This window comes from Brevibacterium sp. OS20, from assembly GCF_056837565.1.
Map to the genome: position 1 here is coordinate 186,863 of NZ_CM166367.1, position 23,392 is coordinate 210,254.

Here is a 23,392-nt window from a genome sequence, read left to right on the forward strand (position 1 = left end):
TGGTCCACCGTTCTTCGGTGTTCGGTCGTCGACGGGTGGTTCGGTGGGGGTGGTCCGGCGCGGCATGGTGCCTGTCGCGGAGCCGGCGGCCGTGTGGTTGGTCGGGTCTACTTGCGGGCGGGCAGCGTGCGGGAGCGGCCGCGGTAGGTGGCGATGATGTCGTCGCCGCGCGTGACGGTGACGTCGTAGATGCCCGAGCGGCCCTGCTTGATGACCTCATGGCCGCGGGCGACGAGCTCGTCACCGAGGTACGTGGGTTTGAGGAAGTCGATGTCTCCGCCGGAGGCGACGGTGATCGAGCCGGGATAGTTGCAGGCCATCGCGAAGGTGGTGTCGGCGAAGAGGAAGATGTAGCCGCCGTGGGTGATGTCGTGGCCGTTGGTCATGATGTCGGTGACCGTCATCGAGCACTGCGCCCACCCGGGTCCGTGGTCATCGACGGTGATGCCCAGGTGCTGGGAGGCGCGATCGTTGGCGAACATCGCGGCGGCACCGGTGAGCTCGGGCGCCGCCTCGGTGGGGGCGTCTGCGGGGGACGGAGTGGTCGCCTCGGTGGGGGACTCGGGCGCCGCCTCGGCGGGGGTGGAGGTGTTCGGGGTCTGTGACTCCGCGGTCGTCGTATCGTGGGCGGGCTGTCCCATGGTCGGCTCCTCCTCGAGTCGCGGGTTCAGGCGCCGATGCACGAGGAGTGCCTGCGCCGCTGCGTATTGACGACGGTGAGAGTTCCCCGCGATTCCGGACGGTCAGCCCGTCGGAGAATTAACGACCATCTGGTCAATAAATATCGTTCCGATCGTCGTCGCTGTCAAGTCACGGGGTGTGTTCGGGGTGTGTTCGTCTGCGAATCGCTCACGCATCGTCAAGTGCAGGCGGGAATAGGTCACTATCGGATAGCTGCCGAGAAATATAGGTCGCTATCGGACATCTTCCGGCGCTGAAAGTATCTGATGCTGACCTATATTCGGCGGGCGCCGCTTCGGCCGGCGCCGCGCTGGTAGTGCGATTGTTGGGTCGATCCGCGGTGGTTTCGTTGCCGATGACGCCGTGGATCGACCCAACAATCCACTGATCGGCACGGCCGCGCGGCACGGCAACGCGGCATGGCGATCCCACAGTGCCGCGGCAGGGCGGCGGGGCTGAGCGGCTCTTTCGCGTGGGCGGCATTGCACCCGGGCCGGGGGTGTGCGACACTGGTGGCAACAATACAGAACAAATGGTCAGTAAATGGATGCCCTCGGGCCAGAGGTCTTACGATGGTCGGACCGATGAGGAGGTCGGCAGCCGCTGACCGAGCCGGGTCCTGACAAGGGCACATCCAAGGGTGGAGTGGTCATGACAACTCAAGTGAACGACAACCGCTTCGACGAGGCGCAGCTGCAGGAGCAGTTCGACGCCACGATCGAGGCCAAGGATCGGATCGAACCCCGGGACTGGATGCCCGAGGCCTACCGCAAGACGCTCATCCGCCAGGTCGCGCAGCACGCGCACTCGGAGATCATCGGCATGCAGCCCGAAGGCAACTGGATCTCCCGCGCGCCCTCCCTGCGTCGCAAGGCGATCCTGCTGGCGAAGGTCCAGGACGAAGCCGGACACGGCCTCTACCTCTACTCTGCCGCCGAGACCCTGGGCGCCACGCGCAACGAGCTCACCGAGAAGCTCGTCGCCGGCAAGCAGAAGTACTCCTCGATCTTCAACTACCCGACCCTGTCCTACACGGATGTCGGCACAATCGGTTGGCTCGTCGACGGGGCGGCCATCTGCAACCAGGTGCCGCTGTGCCGGACCTCCTTCGGCCCCTACGGCCGCGCGATGATCCGCATCTGCAAGGAAGAGTCCTTCCACCAGCGCCAGGGCTACGAGCTGCTGATGACGATGATGCGCGGCACCGAGGCTCAGCGCGAGATGGTCCAGGAATCGGTCAACCGCTTCTGGTGGCCGGCGCTGATGATGTTCGGACCTCCCGACGACAACTCGCCGAACACCGAGCAGTCGATGGCCTGGGGCATCAAGACCCACACCAACGATGAGCTGCGCCAGAAGTTCGTCGACATGTCCGTCCCGCAGGCCGAAGCCCTCGGCGTGACGTTCCCCGATGAGAACCTCAAATGGAACGAAGAGCGCGGACACTACGACTTCTCCACCCCGAACTGGGACGAGTTCTGGGCCGTCGTCAAGGGAGACGGACCCTGCAACGAACAGCGCCTCAATCACCGCAAGCGCGCCTGGGACGAAGGAGCGTGGGTGCGCGAAGCAGCGCTCGCCTTCGCAGAGAACCAGACCGCCGAGGCGGCCGCCACCCCGACCGCGGCCGATGCGACTCCCGCCGCCGGAGTTGACACCACCACCCCCGAGGAGACAGCGAAATGACCGAGACCAACCCCGGCTCCACCTCGGCGAAGGACGCATCCGCTGCAGGCTCGACCCGCGGCGAATGGCCGCTGTACGAGGTCTTCGTGCGCGGCAAGCGCGGACTCAACCACGTCCACGTCGGATCTCTGCACGCCGCCGACGACCAGATGGCCGTCCACCATGCCCGCGACGTCTACACCCGACGCAACGAAGGCGTGAGCATCTGGGTCGTCCGCGCCTCCGACATCACGGCCTCGAGCCCGGACGAGAAGGACCCGATGTTCGCCCCCAGCGGCGACAAGGTCTACCGCCACCCCACCTTCTACGACATCCCCGCCGATGTCCCCCATATGTGAGAAGGGGCGAGAGATGACTGCGAACAACGAACCCACCATCCACGTCGAACACGACGAAGCCGGCACGAACGTCGATCACGGCGACCACGACAACGCGTACTCCGGTCTGCTCGTCAACGACGCGAACTGGGCCTTCGGCACCGACTTCGAAGACCCCCTGGCCGGCGTCGACACGACCGTGCCCGACGGCGTCGACGCCAAGGACCTCGGCGCGTACTGCCTCATGCTCGGCGACGACGCCCTCGTCTTCAGCCAGCGGATCTCCGAATGGTGCTCGAACGCCCCTGACCTCGAAGAGGACATCGCGCTGGCGAACATCGCCCTCGACCTCCTCGGGCAGGCTCGTCTCCTGCTCGCCCGCGCCGCCGCAGCCGATCCGGAGCTCGTGCCCGAGCTGCCGGCTGGCTCCCCGGTGCCCGATGAGGACCGGCTCGCGTTCTTCCGCAACGACTTGGGCTTCCGCAATGTCCGCCTGGCAGAGGTGCCCAACGGCGACTTCGCCGAGGCGGTCGCGAAGATCCTCATCTACTCCACCTGGCGCCTGTCGATCTTTGAACGCCTCACAGACAGCCGCGACACCGTGCTCGCGGCCATCGCGGCCAAGGGCGTGAAGGAGATGTCCTACCACCGCGACTTCGCCGGACGCTGGGTCGTGACCCTGGCCCGCGGCACCGAGGAATCGAAGTCCCGCCTGGTCAAAGCCCTCGACGGTCTGTGGCCGCTGTGGTCCGAGCTCTTCGAGACCCACCCGGTCGAGACTGCCGTGGCCGAGGCCGGAATCGGCGTCGACCCCGCGACCGTGGCCGACGAGGCATCCGTCATCCTCGACCAGGTGTTCGCCGCAGCCGGAATCGACCGGCCCGAACGCGGCGGACTGGCCGGAGTCGGCGTCCACGGCGGCAAGGGCCGCGACGGACTCCACACCGAGGCCCTGTCGAAGCTGCTCGCCGAGATGCAGGTCGTCGCCCGGGAACACCCGGAGGGTCAGTGGTGACCGCCATGCTCGAGACCTACCCGACCGACACCCGCACAGCAGACATCACCGACGCCGAGGCGATCGACCGTGCCTGGGCCGCCGCCGAACGCGTGACCGACCCCGAGATGCCGATGCTCACCCTCCTCGACCTCGGAGTTCTGCGCGACGTCACGATCGAGAACGGCCACGTCGTCACCACCATCACCCCCACCTATTCGGGCTGCCCGGCGATGGCGACGATGCGCGATGACCTGCAGCGCGAACTCCTCGAAGCCGGATTCCCCGACGCCGAGGTGCGCGTGTCCCTGACACCCGCGTGGACGAGCGACTGGATCACCGAACGCGGCAGACAAGCACTCAAGGACGCCGGAATCTCCCCACCAGGGTCCGCCCCAGTCCGCACCGGCCCCGTGGCGCTGACCCTCATGCCCACTCGCCGCGCCGTGACCTGCGTGCTGTGCGGATCCGACAACGTCCGCCTGTCCTCCGAGTTCGGCGCGACCGCGTGCAAGGCGATGTACCAGTGCAACGACTGCCTCGAACCGTTCGACCATGTGAAGGAGATCTGATGACACAGACGATCGATCAGACCGCCGAGGCGGCTCCCGCCACCGAGCCCGCCGACGGACGCTCCCGGTCGGCTTTCTACCCACTCACCGTGAAGTCCGTCGACCACCTCACCGAGGATTCGGCCGCAGTGACTTTCGACGTGCCGGCCGAATACAGCGAACTCTTCGACTTCGCCGCCGGACAGTCCCTGACCCTGCGACGCATCATCGACGGCCAGGAGCACCGCCGCACCTATTCGATCTGCGCCCCGGCGGGAACCGCCCCGCGCATCGGTGTCCGCGAAGTCCCCGAAGGGCTCTTCTCCCTGTGGCTGGTCAACGAGGTCCGAGCCGGCGACACCATCGAGGTGCAGCCGCCCTCGGGCAGCTTCCGCGCCGACGCCTCCGCCGGCGGCCGGCACCTGTGCATCGCGGCGGGTTCGGGAATCACCCCGATGCTCTCCATCGCCTCGACCGTGCTGTCCAACCCCGACGCCTCGGTGACCCTGCTCTACGGCAACCGGCACACGAACACCGTGATGTTCGCCGAGGAGCTCGCCGACCTCAAGGACGCTCGCAACCAACAGCTCGACCTCGTCCACGTCCTCTCCCGCGAACCCCGCGATGTCGAGCTCTTCTCCGGCCGCCTCGACGCGGAGAAGCTGCGGGATCTGCTCACCGCCATCGTCCCGGTCGGCAGCATGGACCATGTGTGGCTGTGCGGCCCCTTCGGCATGCTCGAAGACGCCCGCAAGGTCCTCGCCGAATTCAACGTGCCGAAGGAGAAGATCCACTTCGAGCTCTTCTACGTCGACGAACCCCCACCGGAGGTCGTCCACGCGGACAAGGTCGTCGAAGGTGCGACGAGCGACGTCACGGTCATCCTCGACGGGAAGCGCTCCACCTCGGCGATGTCGCAGGGCAAGACCATCCTCGATTCCGCACAGGAATCCCGGTCCGATCTGCCGTTCGCCTGCAAGGGCGGCGTCTGCGGGACCTGCCGCGCGAAGATCTGCGGCGGCGAAGTCAACATGGTCCGCAACTACGCCCTCGAAGACGCCGAGGTCGAGGCGAACTTCGTCCTCACCTGCCAGACGTTCCCCGTCAGCGACGAAGTCACGGTCGACTTCGACTCCTGAGCGTCCCGAACCCCAGCGGCCCGAACCCCGGCGGGCGCGGGCCGCACACCAACGGGTGCAAGCCCGTACCATGTCACCTACCCGAACTCGTCAGCGAGGAGACCCATGCCCGAGGCATTCATTCTGGACGGACTGCGCACCCCCATCGGACGCTACGGGGGTGCACTGGCCGACCAGCGGCCCGACGACCTCGTGGCGACCACGATGAAGACCGTCGTCGAGCGGGCGGGCATCGAGCCGACCGATATCGACGAGGTGATCCTCGGCTCGGCGAACCAGGCCGGTGAGGACAACCGGAACATCGCGCGCATGGCCGTGCTCCTGGCCGGACTGCCCGAATCCGTGCCCGGGTTCACCGTCAACCGTCTGTGTGCCTCGGGGATGACCGCGATCACGACGGCACGGGCGATGATCGCCGCGGGAGATGCCGATGTGGTCGTGGCCGGCGGAGTCGAATCGATGACTCGAGCCCCGTGGGTGAGCGAGAAGCCCTCGCGTGCGTGGTCGAAGCCGGGACGGACCTGGGACACCTCCATCGGCTGGCGGTTCACGAACCCCGCCTTCGGTGAAGACACGACTCTGTCGATGCCGCAGACGGCCGAACGCGTCGCCGAGAAGTGGCAGCTGAGCCGTGAAGCCCTCGACGAATTCGCCTATCAGTCCCATCAGAAGGCGCTGGCCGCGCAGAAGGCCGGCAGCTTCGGCCCGGAGATCCTGCCCATCGGAGAAGTCACCGCCGATGAGGGTCCGCGCGATTCGACGTTGGAGAAGCTCGGCAAGCTGCGCCCCATCCACGGACCCGGGGGCGTCATCACCGCCGGAAACTCCTCCTCGCTCAATGACGGTGCCGCCGTCGTCGTGCTCGTGTCCGAGGACTATGCGAACAAGCACGGACTCAGCCCGCGCGCCCGGATCGTCGCCGGTGCCAATGCCGGTGTGTCCCCGGAGATCATGGGCATCGGACCCGTCCCCGCGACCCGGAAGGTGCTCGAGCGCACCGGGTGGAAGGTCGGCGAACTCGAGGCTGTCGAACTCAATGAGGCCTTCGCCTCCCAGTCGCTGGCGTGCATGGGCGACCTCGGCCTCGACCCGGAGACCGTCAACGGCTTCGGCGGAGCGATCGCGCTCGGCCACCCGCTGGGCTGCTCGGGCACCCGCATCACTCTGACCCTGCTCAACCGCCTGGAGCAGGCCAGGGCGAAGAAGGGACTGGCGACCATGTGCGTGGGCGTCGGCCAGGGTTCGGCGCTGCTGCTGGAGCGCGTGTGAGCGCCGGCGGCACCGGCGGGGACACGAACGGCGCACCCGGCGTGAACGATTCCGCCTCCCCGCTGCTCATCGAACGCCATTCCGACCGCACGATCATCCGCCTCAACCGGCCGGAGGTCCGCAACGCCATAGACCAGTCGATGGTCGATGCCCTCCACGCGGTGTGCGCCGAACTCGAGGCCGAACCGAAGGTCGCGATCCTCACTGGCACCTCCGGCATCTTCGCCGCAGGTGCCGATATCTCGCAGCTGCGCAATCGTCGCCGCGATGATGCCCTGGCCGGGATCAACTCGAAGATCTTCTCCCGCATCCAGGAGCTGCCGATGCCGGTCATCGCGCTCGTTGAGGGATTCGCCCTCGGCGGCGGAGCCGAGCTCGCCTTCGCCGCGGACTTCCGCATCGGGACCCCGTCGACGAAGATCGGCAACCCGGAGACCGGTCTGGGCATCCTCGCCGCCGCCGGAGCCGCCTGGCGTCTGCGCGAACTCGTCGGCGAGCCCCGCGCCAAGGAGATCCTCCTGGCCGGACGCACCCTGCAGGCCGACGAAGCCAAGGCGATCGGTCTGCTCAACGACGTCGTCGATCCCGAGGACCTCGAACTCGCCGGTCAGGCGCTGGCCGACCGGATTGCGAGCTTCGCACCCCTGGCCGTGCGGCTGAGCAAGTCGGCGTTCCACGCACCGCGTGAAGCCCATCCCCTCATCGACAATGTGGCCCAGGCCGTGCTGTTCGAAACCGATGAGAAGTTCGCCCGCATGGACGCGTTCCTGTCCAAACGCGAGGCCAAGAAGGCGAAGAAGACAGCCGAGCAGGAAGCGGCCGAGCGTGCCCGCGCCGAGGCCGTGACCATCGAAGCGATCGACCAGCAGCGCGATTCGCGCACCCGAGAAGAAGGCGACAACGCATGAGCGACACCACTGACACCCCCGCCGAGGCGGCCCCCACCACCGCCCGCGTCCCCGATGTCGTCGGCGTCTATGGAGGCGGTCGGATGGGTGCCGGAATCGCGCATGCCTTCGCCACCGCCGGTGCCCGAGTCATCGTCATCGAGAACACCGACGACACCGTGGCCGCAGCCCGGGAACGCATCGACGCGTCGACGAGTAAGTCACGGTCCAAGGGCATCGAGGTGCCCGGAACCGTCGTCGTCGACCGTGATCCCACCCTGCTCGACGAGGCTCTCCTCGTCGTCGAAGCCGTGCCCGAGATCGTCGAACTCAAGCAGGAGGTGCTCGCTGCCATCGCGAAGCACGCTCCTGCTGCGAGCATCGGCACGAACACCTCGGCGCTGTCGATCGACGAGCTCGCCGCAGCCCTGCCGCGGCCGCAGGCGCTCATCGGCCTGCACTTCTTCAACCCGGTGCCCGTGTCCGAACTCGTCGAGGTCGTCGTCGGCACCCACACCGATCCCAAGCTCGTCGACGTCGCCAAGGAATGGGTGACGGGTCTGGGGAAGACTGCGATCACGGTGAAGGACTCGCCCGGATTCGCCTCCTCCCGCCTCGGCGTGGCTCTCGCTTTGGAAGCGATGCGGATGGTCGAAGACGGCGTCGCCAGCGCGGAGGACATCGACCGGGCCATGACCCTTGGCTACCGGCATCCGGCCGGGCCGCTGAAGACGACGGACATCGTCGGCCTCGATGTGCGCCTCGGCATCGCCGAGCACCTCGCAGCGGAGATCGGTGAGCGCTTCACACCCCCGCAGATACTGAAGGACAAGGTCGCCGCCGGTGAACTCGGCCGCAAGACCGGACAGGGTTTCTACACCTGGTGACCACGGGCGTCCGCCCGGCGGGCACCGGCCGCACCACACTGACAGGACACGCAAAGGAGCATCCATGACCGAGATCCAACTGAAGAACCGCGGCCCGATCGCCGAGCTCGTCCTCGACGGACCCGAGTCCCGCAACGCCCTCGACGCGGACAACCTCCGCGACATCGCGGCCGCCGTGGCCAAGGTCGCCGAGGCGGTCCCGAACGTCCGCGTGCTCCTCATCCGCGGAGAGGGCAAGGTCTTCTGCTCCGGTCGCGATATCGCGAACGTCGACGTCGAGACGGATGACGCCCACGCCTTCCTCGCCGAGATCTTCGCCCCCGTCTTCCAGGCGATCAGGGCGCTGCCGATCCCCGTGATCGCCCAGGTCCAGGGGGCGGCCCTCGGGCTCGGGTACGGGGTCGCGGCGGCAGCCGACATCATCTTCGCCGCCGATGATGCGAAGTTCGGGTCCCCGTTCGCCGCAATCGGTGCGATGCTCGATTCCGGCGCCCACCACGTGTTCCTCGACCGGGTCGGCTATCACCGGACGATGGATCTTATCGTCACCGGTGATTTCATGACCGGCGCCGAGGCGGCCGCCACCGGGATCGTCTCCCGTGCGGTTCCCGCCGTGGAACTGACCGACTTCGTCGAATCGAAGCTGGAGAAGATCGTCACCGGACCGGCCGAGGCCTTCGCGATGGAGAAGGGCTTCGTGCAGAAGCTCGCCGACGAACGCCCGAATCTCGCCGAGGTGCTCGCCCAAGAGGCGGCCCTGCAGGAATCGGCGCGGCAGACCCCGGACTACGCCGAAGGGTTCACGGCGTTCCAGGAGCGTCGAAAGCCGAACTTCGACTAAGACTCAGGAACTTCAGGCGTCTCTGCCTGTGCGTGTTCGGCGTCTCGGGTGCGCTTCCAGCGGCGCATCGTGATGATCGTCAGCGTGATGACCAGTGCCCAGGAGATGCCCACGCCGATGCCGTTGAGGACATTCGGCTCCCCGATGAAGGCGCCGACGGCCACGAGGGAGAGCTGACCCGGCAGGGACGAGATGATGGTGGCGCTGAGGAATGTGCGGTTGTCGATGCCCAGTGCTCCGCTGCCGTAGTTGACCGGCCAATACGGGAACCCGGGCATGAGGCGCAGGGTGCACACTGCGTAGAAGCCGCCGCCGGTGAGCTTGGATTCGATCGTCTCGGCATGGGAGCCGAGCAGCCGCAGCACGGTGTCCCGGCCGAGCGCTCGAGCGATCCAGTAGCCGATCCAGCATCCCGCGACGACTCCGACCATCGACAGAATGGTGCCGAACGGCAGCCCGTAGATGAGTCCTCCGGCGGTGGCCATGATCGTCACGGGGATCGGGGTGGCGGCGACGGCCATGTAGATGAGGACGAAGACGGCGAAGCCCCAGAATCCGGCGGCCGCGATATCGGCTTGCAGCACGTCGACCGAGGGCAGCCGAACATTGAAGACCGCCCATACTCCGGCCAGAACGACGAGGGCGAGAGCGATATTGCGCAGGATCGTCGGCCAGTCGAGGCGCCAATGGCCCGACCGGGGGCGGTGCGACCACTCCGCGGGCGAGGCGTCTTCGTGTCCGGGCATGGCCCGATCTTACGTCTCGCCCGGGGTGGTTGGGCAATCTCCGGCTCAGGCTGCGGGGCCCTCGGTCAGAGTCACCTTCGCGCTGTGGGTCTGACCGTTGGCGTCCGTCCAACTCAGCGACACGGTGTCACCGGGCTTGTGCTCGGCGATGGCCGAGGAGAGGCCGGTGCCGTCGGTGATCTGGGTCGAGCCGATCCGTGTGATCGTGTCTCCGGCGGTCAGTCCCGCCTCGGCGGCGGGGGTGTCCTCATAGACTCCGGCGACGACTGCTCCTTCGGCCTGCGACGACGAGCCCGACTGGCTCGGCTGACCTGACTGGCCGTTCGAACTGCCGTCTCCTGGCTGGATCGACTGGCTGCCCTGGCCCGACTGGCTCGACTGCCCGTTCTGCGAATCCTGTTGGACCCCGATGCCGAGGAACGCCGGATAGCCGAGGGTGTTCGTGCTCGTCTGCTCGCCGTCGATGATCGACTCGGCCGTGGACAGCGCCGACTCGATCGGGATGGCGAAGCCGGTGACCGTGGCCGATCCCGACGAGGCCGCGGTATTCATGCCGACGACCTCGCCTTCGTCATCGAGCAGGGCCCCACCCGAATCGCCCGAGACGATATCGGCCTGGACCTGGATCATATTGTTCAGCGTCTCCGAATCCTCGGAGCCCTGAGCGGTGGTGGTGACGGAGGCGCCGAGGTCGGTGACCGTGCCGTCGGCGGCCTGCAGCTGTCCCTGTCCCTCGGAATTGCCGACGGCGGTGACGTCGTCACCGACCGTGACCGAGTCGTCATCGACCGTGGCCGGCTGCAGGTCCGAGGCGCCCTTGAGCTGGAGCACGGCGACGTCCTCCGTCGAATCGGAGCCGACGACGGAGGCCTCGTAGGTCTTGCCGGTGGTGGCTACGGTGACGGAGATCTTCGTCGAATCGGCGATGACGTGGTTGTTCGTCAGCACGAGACCGTCCTTGCTCAGCACGATGCCGGTGCCGGCCGCCTCGGCGTTCTCATAGCCGAGCTCGGTGTCGATGAGGACGACGCCGGTCGACTCCTTCTCACTCGCCGGGCTGGCCTCCTGCTGGGAAGAGCCGTCGCTGCCCTGGCCGGTGTCAGGGGACTGCGAGCCGCCGCCGGGAGCGGTGCCTCCGCCGTAGCTGCCTTGGCCGCCGTTTCCCTGTCCGAAGTTCGGGGACTGTGTTCCGTTCTGACCGCTGCCCCCTTGGCTGTTGCTGTTCTGCCCGCTGCCCTGGCTGGGGTCGGTCGGCTGCCCGGTGAAGGGGATGGCTGACTCGGTGGTCACGCCCGCGACCGTGCGGGCATGGGCCGCCGCGGCGCCCGGCAGGCCTGCAGTCGTTCCGATGCTCAGCGCCAGCGCCGCTGCCGCTCCGGTGACGGCCAGGGCGAGTCGACGCCTCCGGGGGCGGGATCGGGTGACGGATGCTGCCGTCGTCTCGGTGCCGAATGCGTTCTCACCGTTGTACCCAGCGCCGGTCGCCATCTGTGCTGACCTCATGCGCTTCGACTCGTTCATGGTCTGTGCCTTTCTCCGTTCTGCGGAAGTGCTCTGTGATTCCTATTGAGTACCCGCACGCTGTGGCCAAGCTGTGGCGCAGCTGGAGCGAAGCTTCGACTTTGTCAGTCGAGGGCTGAGAGGGTTGAGCCGATCAGCCGGCGATGACGATGATGCCGATCGCGGCGCCGATGTAGAAGAGGTTGACCGAGAGGATGAAGATGCGTTCGGCGATGCCGAAGAACTTCGGGCGCAGGGGCTTGATGATGAGCACGGCGACGCTGACGATGAGGGACACGAGTGCGAACCACGAGATCACCTGGAGGAGCTGTGCCAAGGGTGCCGGTCCCTCGGCGATGAAGAGTCGCACGAAGTTGCCCATGCAGGCGTAGCTGAGGGCGAACCAGGCGATAGCCATGAGATAGTGCAGTCGCCCGATCGTGGTCAGCTTCTCGCCTTCCAGATCGGTGGGGACGAAGGGCAGGGCGAGGAAGATCATCGCGAGGACCGCGAGGGCGATGCTGACGAACGTCGAATCCTCCCAATCCGGCAAGCCGACGACGACCGCCGCGGCGAGCAATCCCCAGAACGGCACCGTCACCCAGGTCATCGCGCTGCTCAGGCGCCGGGTTGAACCGACCGCATAGTCGCTGACGGCGTGGCTGACGATCGAGTACTCGCTCTTGACGAGGTGGAGAGCGATGAAGAGGGCGAGCCGAGCCAATCCGCAGGCGGCCGCGAGGGCGGCGAGGATGAGGGTCATGAGTGGTCCTTCGGGGTCTCGGAGCGGATGGTGCGGACCTCGTCGTGGAGGTCGCGGATCGTGGAGGCCAGAGAGTTCGGGTCGATGCCGATCGCTCGGGCATTGTCGTCGAGGGAGTGTCCGAGCAGGCGTGCGCAGTGCCCGCTTTTGTCTTCCCCCGCCGAGGTGAGGCGCAGTTCCCTACGATTGCCGGATCCCGGAGTCGCGCCGTTGGTGATGAGGCCGTCGGTCAGCAAGGCTTTGACGATCCCGGATCCGGCCGCCTCGGTGACGCCGAGTGATTTAGAGAGCGTGCGCCCGGTGATGTCGGGGTGCTGGCCGAGGATGACGAGGGCGACGTACTGGTTGTAGGTCAGTCCCTCGGGGCGCAGCATCTGCTCCGCCCACCGGTCGAGTGTGCGGACCAGGTCGTGGAGTTCATGAGCGAGATCCATGCTGTAAGTTAAGCACTTAAGTTAGTCGGTGGCAAGGGGCCGGCGAAGATTCTTCACTGAGGGGGAGGAAGACGGTCGGGGGTCACAGCAGGGCTGTCCACGGCCGGTCCGACCATGACTGAAGACGACCGAACCCCGGCAGAACCATGGTTCTGCCGGGGATCGGAAGGGGGCCCGCGTCGAGGACGGCGGGTGGGCGGCTGCGTAGGGGCCGCCTCGGCGAGGTGAGGATGGGGAACCGCCTTGACGGGGATCCTGTCTGAGGGAGTCTCAGCCGGTGAAGATCGCGACGGCCTTGACCACGGTCAGAGACAGGCCCCAGAGGAGGCCGCCGACCACGACAACGGTGAGGACGGAGCCGACGGCCTTATAGGCGCCGCCGACGGGGGACTGCGGCGATCCGGAGTCGGGGACGTGGGCTACGGGGGTGGAATCGTTCATGATCTGACCCTTCCTTCAGTTCTCTTCGAGGGCGGCGGCCTGCTTGGCGGCGACGTCCTCTTCACGTTCGAAGTATTTCTCGCTGACCGGGCGGACGAGCACATTGGCGATGAAGCCGATGACCAGCGCGCCGACCATGATGAACATTCCCGGAGTGTAGAGCTCGGGGCCTTCCTTCCCTGCCGCCTCGCCGGCCTCGACGACGGAGTTGACGATGAGCGGACCGGCCACACCGGCCGCCGACCAGGCGGTGAGCAGGGCACCGTGGATGGCTCCGACCTGGTAGACGCCGAAGAGGTCCTTGAGGTAGGCGGGGATCGTGGCGAACCCGCCGCCGTAGAAGGAGATGATGATGAGGGTGGCGAGCACGAAGAGGAAGATCGAGCCGCCGCCGAAGAGGGCGACGACGAGGTAGAGAATCGCACCGACGCCGAGGTACATCATGTAGTTGTTCTTTCGACCCAGGTAGTCCGAGGTCGTCGACCAGATGAACCGGCCGCCCATATTGCCGATCGAGAGCAGACCGACGAAGCCGGCCGCTGCGGCCGCGGTGATGCCGAAGTAGGACTGGATCATCGGGGCGGCGTTCTCGAGGATGCCGATGCCCGCGGTGACGTTGAGGAACAGGACGACCCACAGCAGCCAGAACTGCGGTGTGCGGATGGCATTGCGGACCGAGACGTTGCCCTTCGTCTGCATCGGCTTCGCCTTGACCTTCGAGGGGTCGAAGCCCTTCGGGGTCCATTCGGGGTGGGGGACGCGGATGACGAAGGCACCGGCGGCGATGACGACGGCATAGACGATGCCGAGGGTGACGAAGGTCGGGGTCAGACCGGCGACGAGGTGTTCCGGGTCGGAGCCGCCGCCGAAGAGGGCCATGAGCTGGTTCGACATCGGGCTGGCGATGAGGGCACCGCCGCCGAAGCCCATGATGGCCAGTCCCGTGGCCAGGCCCGGACGGTCAGGGAACCATTTCATCAGGGTCGAGACCGGGGAGATGTAGCCGATGCCCAGACCGATTCCGCCGATGACTCCGTAGCCGAGGTAGACCAGCCACAGCTGCCCGGTCATGATGCCGAGCGAGGCGATGAAGAAGCCGACGACCCAGCAGGTTCCGGCGGCAACCATCGAGGCGCGGGGGCCGTTCTTCTCCACCCAGGGGCCGAAGACGGCAGAGGAGATGCCGAGCATGAGAATCGCGATCGAGAAGATCCAGCCGATCGAGACCTCACCGGCGTCGAAGTGCGACATGAAGGGGATCTTGAAGACGCTGAATGCGTAGACCTGGCCGATGCACAGGTGGATGGCCAGAGCGGCCGGTGGGATCAGCCACCGGTTGAAGTTCTTCGGCGCGACGATCGCCGAGCGCGTGAGAATGGAAGCCACGGGAAGTCCTTTTCTGCAGTGGAACTCGTGTCACCGTCGACACCGGTCAGCGGACGGCAGGTGCGGCCGGCGGTCAGTTGACCGACCGGAGAGTCCACCTCAGAGTAAGTTCCACACAAGAGAAATGCGAGGAACACTCAGCATTTTCTTGAGAAAAGGCGGCAATTTCTTGCCAAGTGGGATGTCGTCCGTGGCTCTCGGGGCTCAGAGGTGGATCGTGACGTCGGCCTGCTTACGCAGCTTCTTCGCGAATTTCTGCGTCGCTTCCTGAGACTTCTGGTTCTTCACCTGTTCCTTGAGCTGGGGACGCATGTCCTCGATCGGCGGCATCTCCTGCTGGCCCTGGCCGCCCTGCTGCGCCATCTGCTCCTGCTGGGACTTCGCCTGTTCGTAGGCCTGCCCGATCTCTTCGCCGCTGACCTCGAACTCACCGTATTCGTCCTCGACGAGGCCCTCGATCTTCAGCTGGTTCTTCAGCTCCGAGCGGACGTTCTCCTCGTCCATGCCCTGGTCCTTCATGGCTTTGAGGAAGTCCTTCTCGCTCATCTGTCCCGATTTCGCGGATTCCTTGAGCCCCTTGTCGATGTCCTTGTCCGAGACGTCGATATTGCGCTTGTCGGCTTCCTGGACGAGCACTTCGGTGCTCACAAGGTTCTCGACCGTCTGCTTCTTCAGGCCCTTCTCATCGACCGGCTGACCGGACTGCTGAGCCTGCATCTGCATCTGCTGATACTGGGTTTCGAAGAGGGGAACGAAGTCGTCCTTGAGGATCTTCTCGCCGTTGACCTCGGCGACGACCTTCGGAATGTCCTTCGTGTTCGGTTTGCCCTGCTGGCCCTGTTGGTCCTGAGCAGAGTCGGCGCCGGGGGACTGTTCGGCCGCGGCCGAGGACTCCTTCGGCTTTGCTTCGTCGCCCTGACTGCCGCAGGCGGCCAACGCCACCACGGATACGGACATGGCCAGGCCCAGCAGCCACCGGTTCGTTCGCACATTCACTCCTGCTCATCGGTTTCAGCCTGCCAGGCTAACAGTGCCGACTCCCCGAAGAATGTGTGGAGTATGTGCGTCGCTTGGCAAGGACGATTGCGGTCGGCAGGATCGGGGAGGCCCCGGGTATCTTCTGTTCGTCTCGGATTCGTCGATCGGGCACTGACGGTCGGCCGCCTCGGCGGATACACTGCGGCTATCGGAATCGCACGGAGCACGGTCCGTGCCATCCGCAGCGAAGGGAGTTGGCCATGGAATCGACGTTTCGCGGAGTGTTCCTCACCTGCACAGACGCCGAGGCGACCGCCGCCTTCTATCGCGAGATCGCGGGGCTGCCGCTGACGACCGAGGGCGATGAGGAGTACTCCTACTTCGTCGTCGAGGCCGGGGGAGTGCAGGTGGCTCTGCACTCGGCCGAGGCGTTCGCCGACTATGCGTTCCCGCCGGTGACGGAGTCGAATCTCACGCACCTGTACTTCCGGATCCCGGATCAGGCGGAGTTCCTCGAACGGATCAAGAACGCGGGCACTCCGCTCGTGGCGGTCGACGATGTCGTCGTCACGGTCGAGGACCCCGACGGCCGGAAAGTCATGTTCGGCACGGCGTGAGGATTGCCGTCAGACCGGCCCTGAGGTCAGCGAGGAACTCGTGCGGTGCTTCGAGGGACGGGAAGTGTCCGCCTTTCGGGGCCGCCTGCCAGCGGACGATGCGCCGGTAGCGTTGCTGTGACAATGCGCGCGGATACCTTTCGATATCGCAGGGGTACATCGTGATAGCCGTGCGAACGTCGACTCGCAGATCGGGGTCGAGGGAGTCGTGGCTTTCGAAGTAGATGCGCGCCGAGGAGGCACCGGTGCGCATCAGCCAGTACAGAGAGACGTTGTCGAGCAGTCGGTCCCGTGAGATCTTCTCGAAGGGGCTGTCGCGGGTGTCCGTCCATTCGGCGAATTTGTCGAGGATCCACGCCAGTTGTCCGACCGGCGAGTCGACGAGGCCGTATCCGATGGTCTGTGGTCGGGTGGCCTGCTGATGGGCATATGCGGCCCGATTGGCCCAGAAGTCTGCAGCGTCTTCGGCCCATGCGCGCTCGCTTGCTGTCAGCTCGTCGAGTGATGCGTCGGGGACGCCAGGGGCGTAGGTGGTGTGGATTCCGATGAGATGGTCGGGGAAGCGTCCGCCGAGGATCGTGGTGATCACCCCTCCCCAGTCACCGCCGAAGGCTGCGAAGCGGTCGTAACCGAGCCTGCTCATGAGCGTCACCCAGGCTTCGGCGATCTTCTCCGTCGACCAGCCGGTGCTGCTCGGCTTGTCGCTGAATCCGAAACCCGGCAGTGAGGGAACGACGCAGTGGAACGCCGGTGCCTCGGGATCGGTCGGTTCGGCCAGTTCGTCGATGACATCGACGTATTCGGCGATGCTGCCGGGCCACCCATGGGTGAGGACCAACGGGGTTGCGTTGGGTCGCGAGGACCGGCGGTGGAGGAAGTGGATTCCGAGTCCGTCGATGACGGTGCGGAACTGGCCGATCTCGTTGAGCCGAGTCTCGAAGTTTCGCCACGAATAGTCGGTTCGCCAGTAGTCCACGAGGTCGACGAGGTCGGTGAGCGGGACACCCTGGGACCACCGGCCAGGTCCCGGTGCCGGCGTCTGGCCCGCGACGGTCTCTGCTTCGGGCAGGCGGGCAGTGGCGAGTCTGCGGTTGAGGTCATCGATTTCGGACTGCGGGAGGTGGAGGTCGAAGGGTTCGACGGCACTTGTGCTCATGGGTTCGGTGGGCCTTTCGATAGTGCGGCGTACGACGGGCTGCGGATCTGTATTGAGCGTCCGGTCAGCAGACGGTGTGGATCCGCAGCCCGTGCTCTCCGGGGCACAGGTGGGGCGCGAGTTCCCAGTCAGGTGTGTACTCGCCGGTGAACTGCGGCCGGTAGGGGACTGTCGGGGCAGTGAAGAGCTCGCCGAGTCGGTCGGTGAGGCGGGTGCGGATCGGTGTGAAGTCGTCGATGCGGTCGGCGCTGGGAATGGCGAACGGTTCGAGCACGCTCATGCCGGTGTAGGCGAAGGTCCCGTGCAGGAGGCCGAAGAGGAGTTCGTTGAGCTCGCCGGACTTCCCGCGGGGGCCGATGGCGTGCGGGCGATCTCCGAGGGTGGTGATGACGAATGCGCGTTTGCCGGTGAATGGGCCCTGTTCGAAGCGGAGCCGTCGTCCCGTGTTTTCGTCGGTGCCGAAGGCGAAGCCGCTGACGAAGACTCGGTCGAACCAGCCTTTGAGAATCGCCGGCATCCCGTACCACCACAGCGGGAACTGAATGACGAGCGCATCTGCCCGTCGCAGCTTCTCCTGCTCGCGGACGATCGCGTCAGGTTGGGCGCCGGTGAGGTGCGCAGTGCGGGTGTCGGCACTGATGCGGAACCGATCCGATGAGGGGATGCCGGCATCGCGAGGGCGAAGCACCGGGTCCCATTCCATGGCATAGAGATCGGATTCGAAGACGGTGTGGCCGAGTGTGCGCAGATGCTCGATTCCGATCGTGCGCAAGCTTCCGTTGAGCGAGCGTGGTTCGGGGTGGGCGCTCAGCCAGAGGACTGTCGAACGTGTGTCGTCGTATTGCATGTCTACATCGTGGACTCTTAGAGTACAAGCGTCTAGTACGGACATTTCTGTCCCTATGGAGGTGCATATGCGGTTGCCGGTCCGTCGCGCGATGGAGGTGTGCCCGGTCGAGGTGGCGGTCTCGGCGGTCGGCGGCACCTGGAAGCTCACTGTCATCAAGCATCTGCTCGAGGGAACTCGCCGATTCAACGAACTCGGGCGACTGGTGCCTTTGGCGAACACGAAGACTCTCACCAGGCAGCTGCGCGAGCTCGAAGAGGACGGCCTGGTTCTGCGCACTGTATATCCGGAAGTGCCGCCGCGCGTCGAGTACTCACTGACCGATCTGGGACGCAGTCTTCAGCCGATCGTCGAGGCGATGAACGAGTGGGGCAAGGACTTCGAACGCACTCACGCGGACTGAAGACAGGGGCAAGTGCCGTCCGCGGGCTCTGGCGCTCGGTCCTGCCGTATGGTGCTTCAGGCGCTCGGCTCGTAGGCCGAGTAGGTGATGCCGCTCGGGAAGGACTTCGCATCGATGAGCTTGAGGCGCGGCGGTCTGGCCGAGTGCGCGCCGTCGTGAAAGTAACCGCGTCCGCGACCCTGCCATACCGGATAGGTGAACATCCGATACTCATCGACGAGTCCCTCCGCGATGAGGTCGTGGGCCAGGGTGATGCTGCCGGTGACGATGACATCGCGTCCCGGTGCCTCGCGCAGGTCAGCGACCGCGCGCAGCGGATCGGAGCTGATGATCTGTGTGTTCTGCCAGCCCGGTTCGGTCAACGTCGAAGACACGACGCGTTTGTCGACCTGATTGAGGTGGTCCGCGACTCCGGTGGTGTCATCGGTGGCGTTCGGCCAATAGCCGCGGAAGTCCTCGAAGGTCTGCCGACCGAGCAGCAGCACGTCCTCGTTCGCGGATTGCCGCATGAGTTCGGCCGAGAGCTCTTCGTCCTGGGCCTGCGGATCGAACCAGTCGTCGAGCATCTCGACACGACCGTCGAGGGTGATGTTCTGAGTGATGATGATGCGCACGCTCGGTCTCCTCGTTGAGTGACGTGGGTAATCAACACTACTTGCCCGTGTAGACCGGCAACAAGGGTGCGTTGACCACCGGAGGGCATAGATTGGTAACAGCAGCCGACCGGAACCGGTCGAACCGAACCGCACGCCACCCACACGATGAGGAGCCCCATGACCACCCCAGATTTCCGCACCGAAGCTCAGGGCCACCTCGGCGATCTCATTTCCCTGCGACGGAAGCTGCACGCGAACCCCGAACTGGGATTCGACCTTCCTTTCACGCAGCGGACGGTGCTCGATGAGCTCGCCGGGCTGGGACTTGAGATCACCACGGGGGAGTCGCTCACCTCGGTGGTGGCCGTCCTCAAGGGCGGGAAACCCGGGCCCGCGGTGCTGCTGCGCGGCGACATGGACGCGCTGCCGGTCGTCGAGGACACCGGCCTCGACTTCGCCTCTGAGAACGGGAACATGCACGCGTGCGGTCACGACCTGCACACGGCGGGGCTTGTCGGCGCCGCACGCTTGCTCGCCGCTCACCGCGAGGAGATCCCCGGATCGATCATCTTCATGTTCCAGCCCGCCGAGGAGGTCGAAGGCGGGGCCGAGCCGATGATCGCCGAGGGCGTGCTCGAAGCCGCCGGTGTCCCGGTCGTCGCGGCCTACGGCATCCACGTCGAAGCCGACGTTCGAGGTCGCTTCACGACGAAGGGCGGGCCGCTCATGGCCGGCTTCGCCGACCTCAACCTGACCATCCACGGGGCGGGCGGACACAGCAGTCAACCGCAGGCGACCCGCGACCCCGTGCCGGCGCTCGCCGAGGTGGTGCTGGCCCTGAATACGATGACCGGTCGGTCCTTCGACATCTTCGATCCCGTCGTCGTCTCGGTCACTCAGCTCGAAGCTGCGCAGGCCAGCAACGTCATCCCGGACTCGGCGAAGCTCACGGCCTCCATCCGCTTCCTCTCCGCCGAGTCTGTGGCCCTGCTGCAGGAGCGGGTGACGGAGATCGCCGAGAACATCGCCCGGGCTCACCGCTGCACCGCCGAGGTGGACTTCCAAGTGGGATTCCCCGTGACCGTCAATAACCCCGCCGAGTCGACGGTCGTGCTCGAGCGACTGGGCTCAGTATTCGGGTCCGAGCGGGTCGTCGAGATGGAATATCCGCGGATGGGGTCGGAGGACTTCTCCTTCGTCTTGCAGAAGGTGCCGGGTACCTTCGTGTTCCTGGGCGCGACGCCCGAGGGCATCGACCCGGACGCCGAGACGAACCATTCGCCGAGGGTGGTCTTCGACGACGGCCTGCTCGGCGATCAGGCCGCGGCGCTCGCCCACTTGGCATTCGCGCGGCTGAAAGATGAGGAGAAGCGCTGACACCTCTGGCACAAAACAGTGGTCGCAATCGGATACTCAGGAGGTCGTCCTGAAAGTATCCGATTGCGACCACTGTTCGAGATTCCGTCTGAGGCGGTGGAGTCTGCCAGCGGGGTCAGTCGGCGGCGGGTGCCGGCTTGACGGTGGTGTCATCGATATCAACGGACTCATCGCCGCGCGTGCCTGTCCCGCCAGTTTCGAGGTCCCGGCGCCGCACCGTGCGGTACGCATCCATCGTCTGATCCTCGTGCAGCGTTTTGACGATGCAGTAGCCGAGCAGCGCCACGATGACCGCGAACGGCAGGGCGGAGAGCATCGCCGCTTGCTGCAGTGCCGCGAGTCCTCCGGCGAAGAAGAGGACCATCGCCGATGTTCCCGTGAGCGCACCCCAGACGGCGAGCACCCATCGGCTCGGCTCGAGCGTGCCGCGAGACGTGAGCATGCTGAGCACGAATGTGTTCGCATCCGCACCCGAGACGAAGTAGAGGACGACGAGAAGAATCGCGATCACCGAGGTGAGGCCCACCCAGGGCAGATGTTCGAGGGTCTCGAAGAACGCCGAGTTCACATCTTCGGCCGCTGCCGCGCCGATCCCGCCATCACCGTCCATGTCGATCTTGATCGCGGTGCCTCCGAAGATCGTGAACCAGACGAAGAAGACAAGACTGGGAATGCCCATGACGCCGAGGACGAATTCGCGGACGGTCCGCCCCTTCGAGATCTTCGCGAGGAAGACGCCGACGAAAGCGCCCCAGCTCAGCCACCAGGCCATCATGAAGTAGGTCCAGTACTGGTACCACTCGACGTCACCGGAGACCAGCGGAGTGAGCAGGCTGACCTTGAAGAAGTCGTTGAGGTACTCACCCGTCGAGCGGAAGAAGAGGTTTCCGATGAACCCGGTCGGCCCGACGATGAGGACGAAGAGGCCGAGGAAGATCGAGAGCACGGCGGTCGTCTGGCTGAGGAACTTGATCCCGCGGTTGACTCCCGAGAGTGCCGAGAGCGTGAAGACCACCGTGATGCCGAGGATGATGATGATCTGAACGAAGAGCTCGTTCGGGATTCCGAAGACTCGGTTGAGGCCCTCGCTGATCTGAGAGGCACCGAGGCCGAGCGACGTGGTCGTGCCGAACAGCGTGGCGATGACGGCGAGGATGTCGATGACATTTCCCAGCCAGCCGTCCATTGCCTTGCCGAACAGTGGCCGCAGCATCGGGGAGATCAGTCCGGTGTTGCCGCGCCGGTGAGTCGAGTAAGCGATGGCGAGGCCGAAGACTCCGAACACGGCCCAGGCATGCGGTCCCCAGTCGAAGTAGGAGAACTGCAGAGCACGTACGGCGGCTTCGTTGGTGCCGGGGTCGGCGAGCCCATGCGGCGGGGTGGTGAAGTGGGTGATCGGTTCGGCCGCACCGTAGCTGATGAGGCCGATGCCCATCACCGCGGAGAGAATCATCGTCAGCCAGGCCCAGGTGCTGTATTCGGGACGGTCATCATCGGCACCGAGGCGGACCCGGCCGAAACGACCGAAACCGAGATAGACGAGGAGGCCGATGCACCCGAGAGTGAGGACGAGATAGACCCATCCCACCTTCGCTGCGACAGCATCCATGGCAGTGGTCATCGCCGCAGCCATGCCGTCGGGAGAGAGGACTCCCCACAACGTGAATGTGCCGACACCGAGGATCGAGATCCAGAAGACGCGTCCAGGTCGGTGCCGCATGGAATCGGCATAGCGTACGGCCGGGCTCGGCCCGGTCAGAGAGTCGAGACCGCTGCCGGGCAGCTGTGCGCGGCGGTGTCCGCTCCGTTCCCCACTGTCATCGTCAACGTTGGGGTCATGGTCGGGTTCGGAATACATCAGGACTCCACTTCTTCGTGTGTCGTAGGGAGAGGGGTTCGGGCGGTATCGGAGTTCGCCAGGGCGGGGCGAGATCAGTTGAGAGAGGTGAGATCTTCGCTGTCGAAGAAGCGACCGGCTTTGTAGATCATCGGCTCGTCCTCGGACGCCTCGGCACTGCGGACACGTCCGATGAAGACCGTGTGGGTCAGCGCTTGGAAGCGCTCCTTGATCTCGACTTCGATCGATGCTGCTGAGCCGTCGATGAGTGGAGAGCCGCTGGCTCCCTTGTGCCAGTCGAGCTCGGCGAACTTGTCTGCGGCTTTGGACGCGAACGTGCCGATGGTGTCCCGCTGATTCCGGCTCATGATGTTGATGCCCATGTGCGTTGAGCGGAAGAGCGCGGGATACGTCGACGAGGTCTTCTGTACGCAGACGAGCACGAGCGGCGGGTCGAGAGAGACCGAATTGTAGGAGTTGACCGCGAGGCCGCGCGGCTTGCCGTCCTCGTCTGTGGTGGTGACGACGGTGACGCCGGTGATGAACTGACGGTTGAAGGCCTTGAGGGCATCGGCCGAGGGCTCTCCGGAGAGGTCATCGGTGACGACTTCGGGTTGAGCCTCGAATGCCGAGGACAGGGACTTCAGGCCCAGATCGGCCAGGAGCTCGTGGGCATCCCAGGTGACCTCTTCGCGGGCGATCCGGCCCTCTTCGAGGCGGATGAGATTGGAACCGTGCGTCGTCACCGGCTGTCCTGTGGGCGGAACGTCGTTGAGCGGCTGGGTGAAAGTGCCCTCCGAGTGCCAGTAGATCGCGCCCTGGTCGCCTTCGATGAGGATGTGGTCGATCGTCGTTGTGAGGTCGGGGAAGGCGGCGCGGATCTCATTGATCTCGGCCTTCGTCTCCTCGGCGGTCATGGTCCGACCGGAGTTGGCTGACACTCGCTGGTAGTCGTCGGTGAAGAGCGAATCGAGCGCATCGGTGCGCCCGCTGTCCCAGGCCTCGTGCCACACTGCGCGGATTTCTGTCTTGAGCTGTTCAATCGTGATCTGTTGCATG

The 23,392-nt window shown here is 65.7% G+C and carries 25 protein-coding genes; 12 read left to right on the forward strand and 13 right to left on the reverse strand.

What is annotated here, in order from left to right:
- Positions 1-107: 107 nt before the first annotated feature.
- Positions 108-641, reverse strand: a complete 534-nt coding sequence (gene paaI / locus ACVZTU_RS00830) for a hydroxyphenylacetyl-CoA thioesterase PaaI (RefSeq protein ID WP_139467748.1) — start codon at positions 639-641, stop codon at positions 108-110.
- A 691-nt stretch (positions 642-1,332) separates the two neighbouring features.
- Between paaI and paaA the strand changes: the two genes are divergently transcribed.
- The 9 genes from paaA (at position 1,333) to ACVZTU_RS00875 (ending at position 9,252) form a co-directional block, all read left to right on the forward strand.
- Entirely contained in the window at positions 1,333-2,367 is a 1,035-nt protein-coding gene (paaA, locus tag ACVZTU_RS00835; protein WP_259358138.1) for a 1,2-phenylacetyl-CoA epoxidase subunit PaaA, read from the forward strand.
- Entirely contained in the window at positions 2,364-2,705 is a 342-nt protein-coding gene (paaB, locus tag ACVZTU_RS00840) for a 1,2-phenylacetyl-CoA epoxidase subunit PaaB (RefSeq protein WP_172172924.1), read from the forward strand. The genes paaA and paaB overlap by 4 nt, the downstream gene beginning before the upstream one ends.
- Before the next feature lie 13 nt (positions 2,706-2,718).
- Complete coding sequence (gene paaC / locus ACVZTU_RS00845; RefSeq protein ID WP_482401126.1) at positions 2,719-3,699, forward strand: 1,2-phenylacetyl-CoA epoxidase subunit PaaC; 981 nt, start codon at positions 2,719-2,721, stop codon at positions 3,697-3,699.
- Between the two features lie 5 nt (positions 3,700-3,704).
- Positions 3,705-4,250 (forward strand): 1,2-phenylacetyl-CoA epoxidase subunit PaaD, encoded by a 546-nt coding sequence (gene paaD, locus ACVZTU_RS00850; protein ID WP_139467886.1) that lies wholly within the window; start codon positions 3,705-3,707, stop codon positions 4,248-4,250.
- A complete protein-coding gene (gene paaE / locus ACVZTU_RS00855) occupies positions 4,250-5,368 on the forward strand; it encodes a 1,2-phenylacetyl-CoA epoxidase subunit PaaE (RefSeq protein ID WP_482401127.1) in 1,119 nt (372 codons plus the stop codon). Before paaD ends, paaE begins: the two co-directional genes overlap by 1 nt.
- A gap of 105 nt (positions 5,369-5,473) precedes the next feature.
- Complete coding sequence (locus tag ACVZTU_RS00860) at positions 5,474-6,637, forward strand: thiolase family protein (protein ID WP_376905086.1); 1,164 nt, start codon at positions 5,474-5,476, stop codon at positions 6,635-6,637.
- Positions 6,634-7,545: an enoyl-CoA hydratase/isomerase family protein gene (locus tag ACVZTU_RS00865; RefSeq protein WP_482401128.1), complete on the forward strand. Its 912-nt coding sequence runs from the start codon at positions 6,634-6,636 to the stop codon at positions 7,543-7,545. Before ACVZTU_RS00860 ends, ACVZTU_RS00865 begins: the two co-directional genes overlap by 4 nt.
- Positions 7,542-8,411, forward strand: coding sequence for a 3-hydroxyacyl-CoA dehydrogenase family protein (locus tag ACVZTU_RS00870; protein WP_482401129.1), 870 nt, complete (start codon positions 7,542-7,544; stop codon positions 8,409-8,411). The genes ACVZTU_RS00865 and ACVZTU_RS00870 overlap by 4 nt, the downstream gene beginning before the upstream one ends.
- A 64-nt stretch (positions 8,412-8,475) precedes the next feature.
- Complete coding sequence (locus tag ACVZTU_RS00875) at positions 8,476-9,252, forward strand: enoyl-CoA hydratase/isomerase family protein (RefSeq protein WP_139467755.1); 777 nt, start codon at positions 8,476-8,478, stop codon at positions 9,250-9,252.
- Here the strand turns inward: ACVZTU_RS00875 and ACVZTU_RS00880 are convergent.
- The 7 genes from ACVZTU_RS00880 to ACVZTU_RS00910 all read right to left on the reverse strand — a co-directional run bounded on the left by ACVZTU_RS00880 (position 9,249) and on the right by ACVZTU_RS00910 (position 15,512).
- On the reverse strand, positions 9,249-9,998 hold the full coding sequence (locus ACVZTU_RS00880) for a TVP38/TMEM64 family protein (protein ID WP_139467756.1): 750 nt from the start codon (positions 9,996-9,998) through the stop codon (positions 9,249-9,251). The genes ACVZTU_RS00875 and ACVZTU_RS00880 overlap by 4 nt on opposite strands.
- A gap of 45 nt (positions 9,999-10,043) precedes the next feature.
- On the reverse strand, positions 10,044-11,519 hold the full coding sequence (locus ACVZTU_RS00885) for a S1C family serine protease (RefSeq protein ID WP_139467757.1): 1,476 nt from the start codon (positions 11,517-11,519) through the stop codon (positions 10,044-10,046).
- Positions 11,520-11,652: 133 nt separating this feature from the next.
- Positions 11,653-12,261, reverse strand: coding sequence for a DUF998 domain-containing protein (locus ACVZTU_RS00890; RefSeq protein WP_139467758.1), 609 nt, complete (start codon positions 12,259-12,261; stop codon positions 11,653-11,655).
- The gene (locus tag ACVZTU_RS00895) at positions 12,258-12,695 is read right to left on the reverse strand and encodes a MarR family winged helix-turn-helix transcriptional regulator (RefSeq protein WP_139467759.1); all 438 of its coding nucleotides are present in this window, start codon (positions 12,693-12,695) and stop codon (positions 12,258-12,260) included. Before ACVZTU_RS00895 ends, ACVZTU_RS00890 begins: the two co-directional genes overlap by 4 nt.
- Positions 12,696-12,965: 270 nt before the next feature.
- The gene (locus ACVZTU_RS00900; RefSeq protein ID WP_172172908.1) at positions 12,966-13,136 is read right to left on the reverse strand and encodes a hypothetical protein; all 171 of its coding nucleotides are present in this window, start codon (positions 13,134-13,136) and stop codon (positions 12,966-12,968) included.
- Positions 13,137-13,151: 15 nt separating this feature from the next.
- The gene (locus tag ACVZTU_RS00905; RefSeq protein WP_139467760.1) at positions 13,152-14,522 is read right to left on the reverse strand and encodes an L-lactate MFS transporter; all 1,371 of its coding nucleotides are present in this window, start codon (positions 14,520-14,522) and stop codon (positions 13,152-13,154) included.
- A 204-nt stretch (positions 14,523-14,726) separates the two neighbouring features.
- Entirely contained in the window at positions 14,727-15,512 is a 786-nt protein-coding gene (locus ACVZTU_RS00910; RefSeq protein WP_229664031.1) for a SurA N-terminal domain-containing protein, read from the reverse strand.
- Positions 15,513-15,760: 248 nt separating this feature from the next.
- On the opposite strand from ACVZTU_RS00910, the gene ACVZTU_RS00915 reads away from it, so the two are divergent.
- Positions 15,761-16,117: a VOC family protein gene (locus ACVZTU_RS00915; protein WP_139906545.1), complete on the forward strand. Its 357-nt coding sequence runs from the start codon at positions 15,761-15,763 to the stop codon at positions 16,115-16,117.
- On the opposite strand, the gene ACVZTU_RS00920 is transcribed toward ACVZTU_RS00915, so the two are convergent.
- Together ACVZTU_RS00920 and ACVZTU_RS00925 are read right to left on the reverse strand one after the other, a co-directional pair.
- The gene (locus ACVZTU_RS00920; RefSeq protein WP_482401130.1) at positions 16,098-17,273 is read right to left on the reverse strand and encodes an epoxide hydrolase family protein; all 1,176 of its coding nucleotides are present in this window, start codon (positions 17,271-17,273) and stop codon (positions 16,098-16,100) included. The two genes, ACVZTU_RS00915 and ACVZTU_RS00920, sit on opposite strands and share 20 nt — an antisense overlap.
- Before the next feature lie 64 nt (positions 17,274-17,337).
- The gene (locus tag ACVZTU_RS00925) at positions 17,338-18,120 is read right to left on the reverse strand and encodes an NAD(P)H-dependent oxidoreductase (RefSeq protein WP_482401131.1); all 783 of its coding nucleotides are present in this window, start codon (positions 18,118-18,120) and stop codon (positions 17,338-17,340) included.
- A gap of 67 nt (positions 18,121-18,187) precedes the next feature.
- Here ACVZTU_RS00925 and ACVZTU_RS00930 point away from each other — a divergent pair, with 67 nt between their 5' ends.
- Entirely contained in the window at positions 18,188-18,523 is a 336-nt protein-coding gene (locus ACVZTU_RS00930; RefSeq protein ID WP_180987771.1) for a winged helix-turn-helix transcriptional regulator, read from the forward strand.
- Positions 18,524-18,579: 56 nt separating this feature from the next.
- Here the strand turns inward: ACVZTU_RS00930 and ACVZTU_RS00935 are convergent, their stop codons facing one another.
- Positions 18,580-19,137 carry a dihydrofolate reductase family protein gene (locus ACVZTU_RS00935; protein ID WP_482401132.1) on the reverse strand — a complete coding sequence of 186 codons (558 nt, stop codon included), beginning with the start codon at positions 19,135-19,137 and terminating at the stop codon, positions 18,580-18,582.
- A 159-nt stretch (positions 19,138-19,296) separates the two neighbouring features.
- Between ACVZTU_RS00935 and ACVZTU_RS00940 the strand changes: the two genes are divergently transcribed.
- Complete coding sequence (locus ACVZTU_RS00940; protein WP_434592832.1) at positions 19,297-20,496, forward strand: M20 metallopeptidase family protein; 1,200 nt, start codon at positions 19,297-19,299, stop codon at positions 20,494-20,496.
- Between the two features lie 115 nt (positions 20,497-20,611).
- Here ACVZTU_RS00940 and ACVZTU_RS00945 read toward each other — a convergent pair whose 3' ends face one another.
- Both ACVZTU_RS00945 and ACVZTU_RS00950 read right to left on the reverse strand, forming a co-directional pair.
- Entirely contained in the window at positions 20,612-22,354 is a 1,743-nt protein-coding gene (locus tag ACVZTU_RS00945) for a BCCT family transporter (RefSeq protein ID WP_482401133.1), read from the reverse strand.
- 74 nt (positions 22,355-22,428) lie between these two features.
- A complete protein-coding gene (locus tag ACVZTU_RS00950) occupies positions 22,429-23,391 on the reverse strand; it encodes a flavin reductase (protein WP_139467767.1) in 963 nt (320 codons plus the stop codon).
- Position 23,392: the final 1 nt, after the last annotated feature.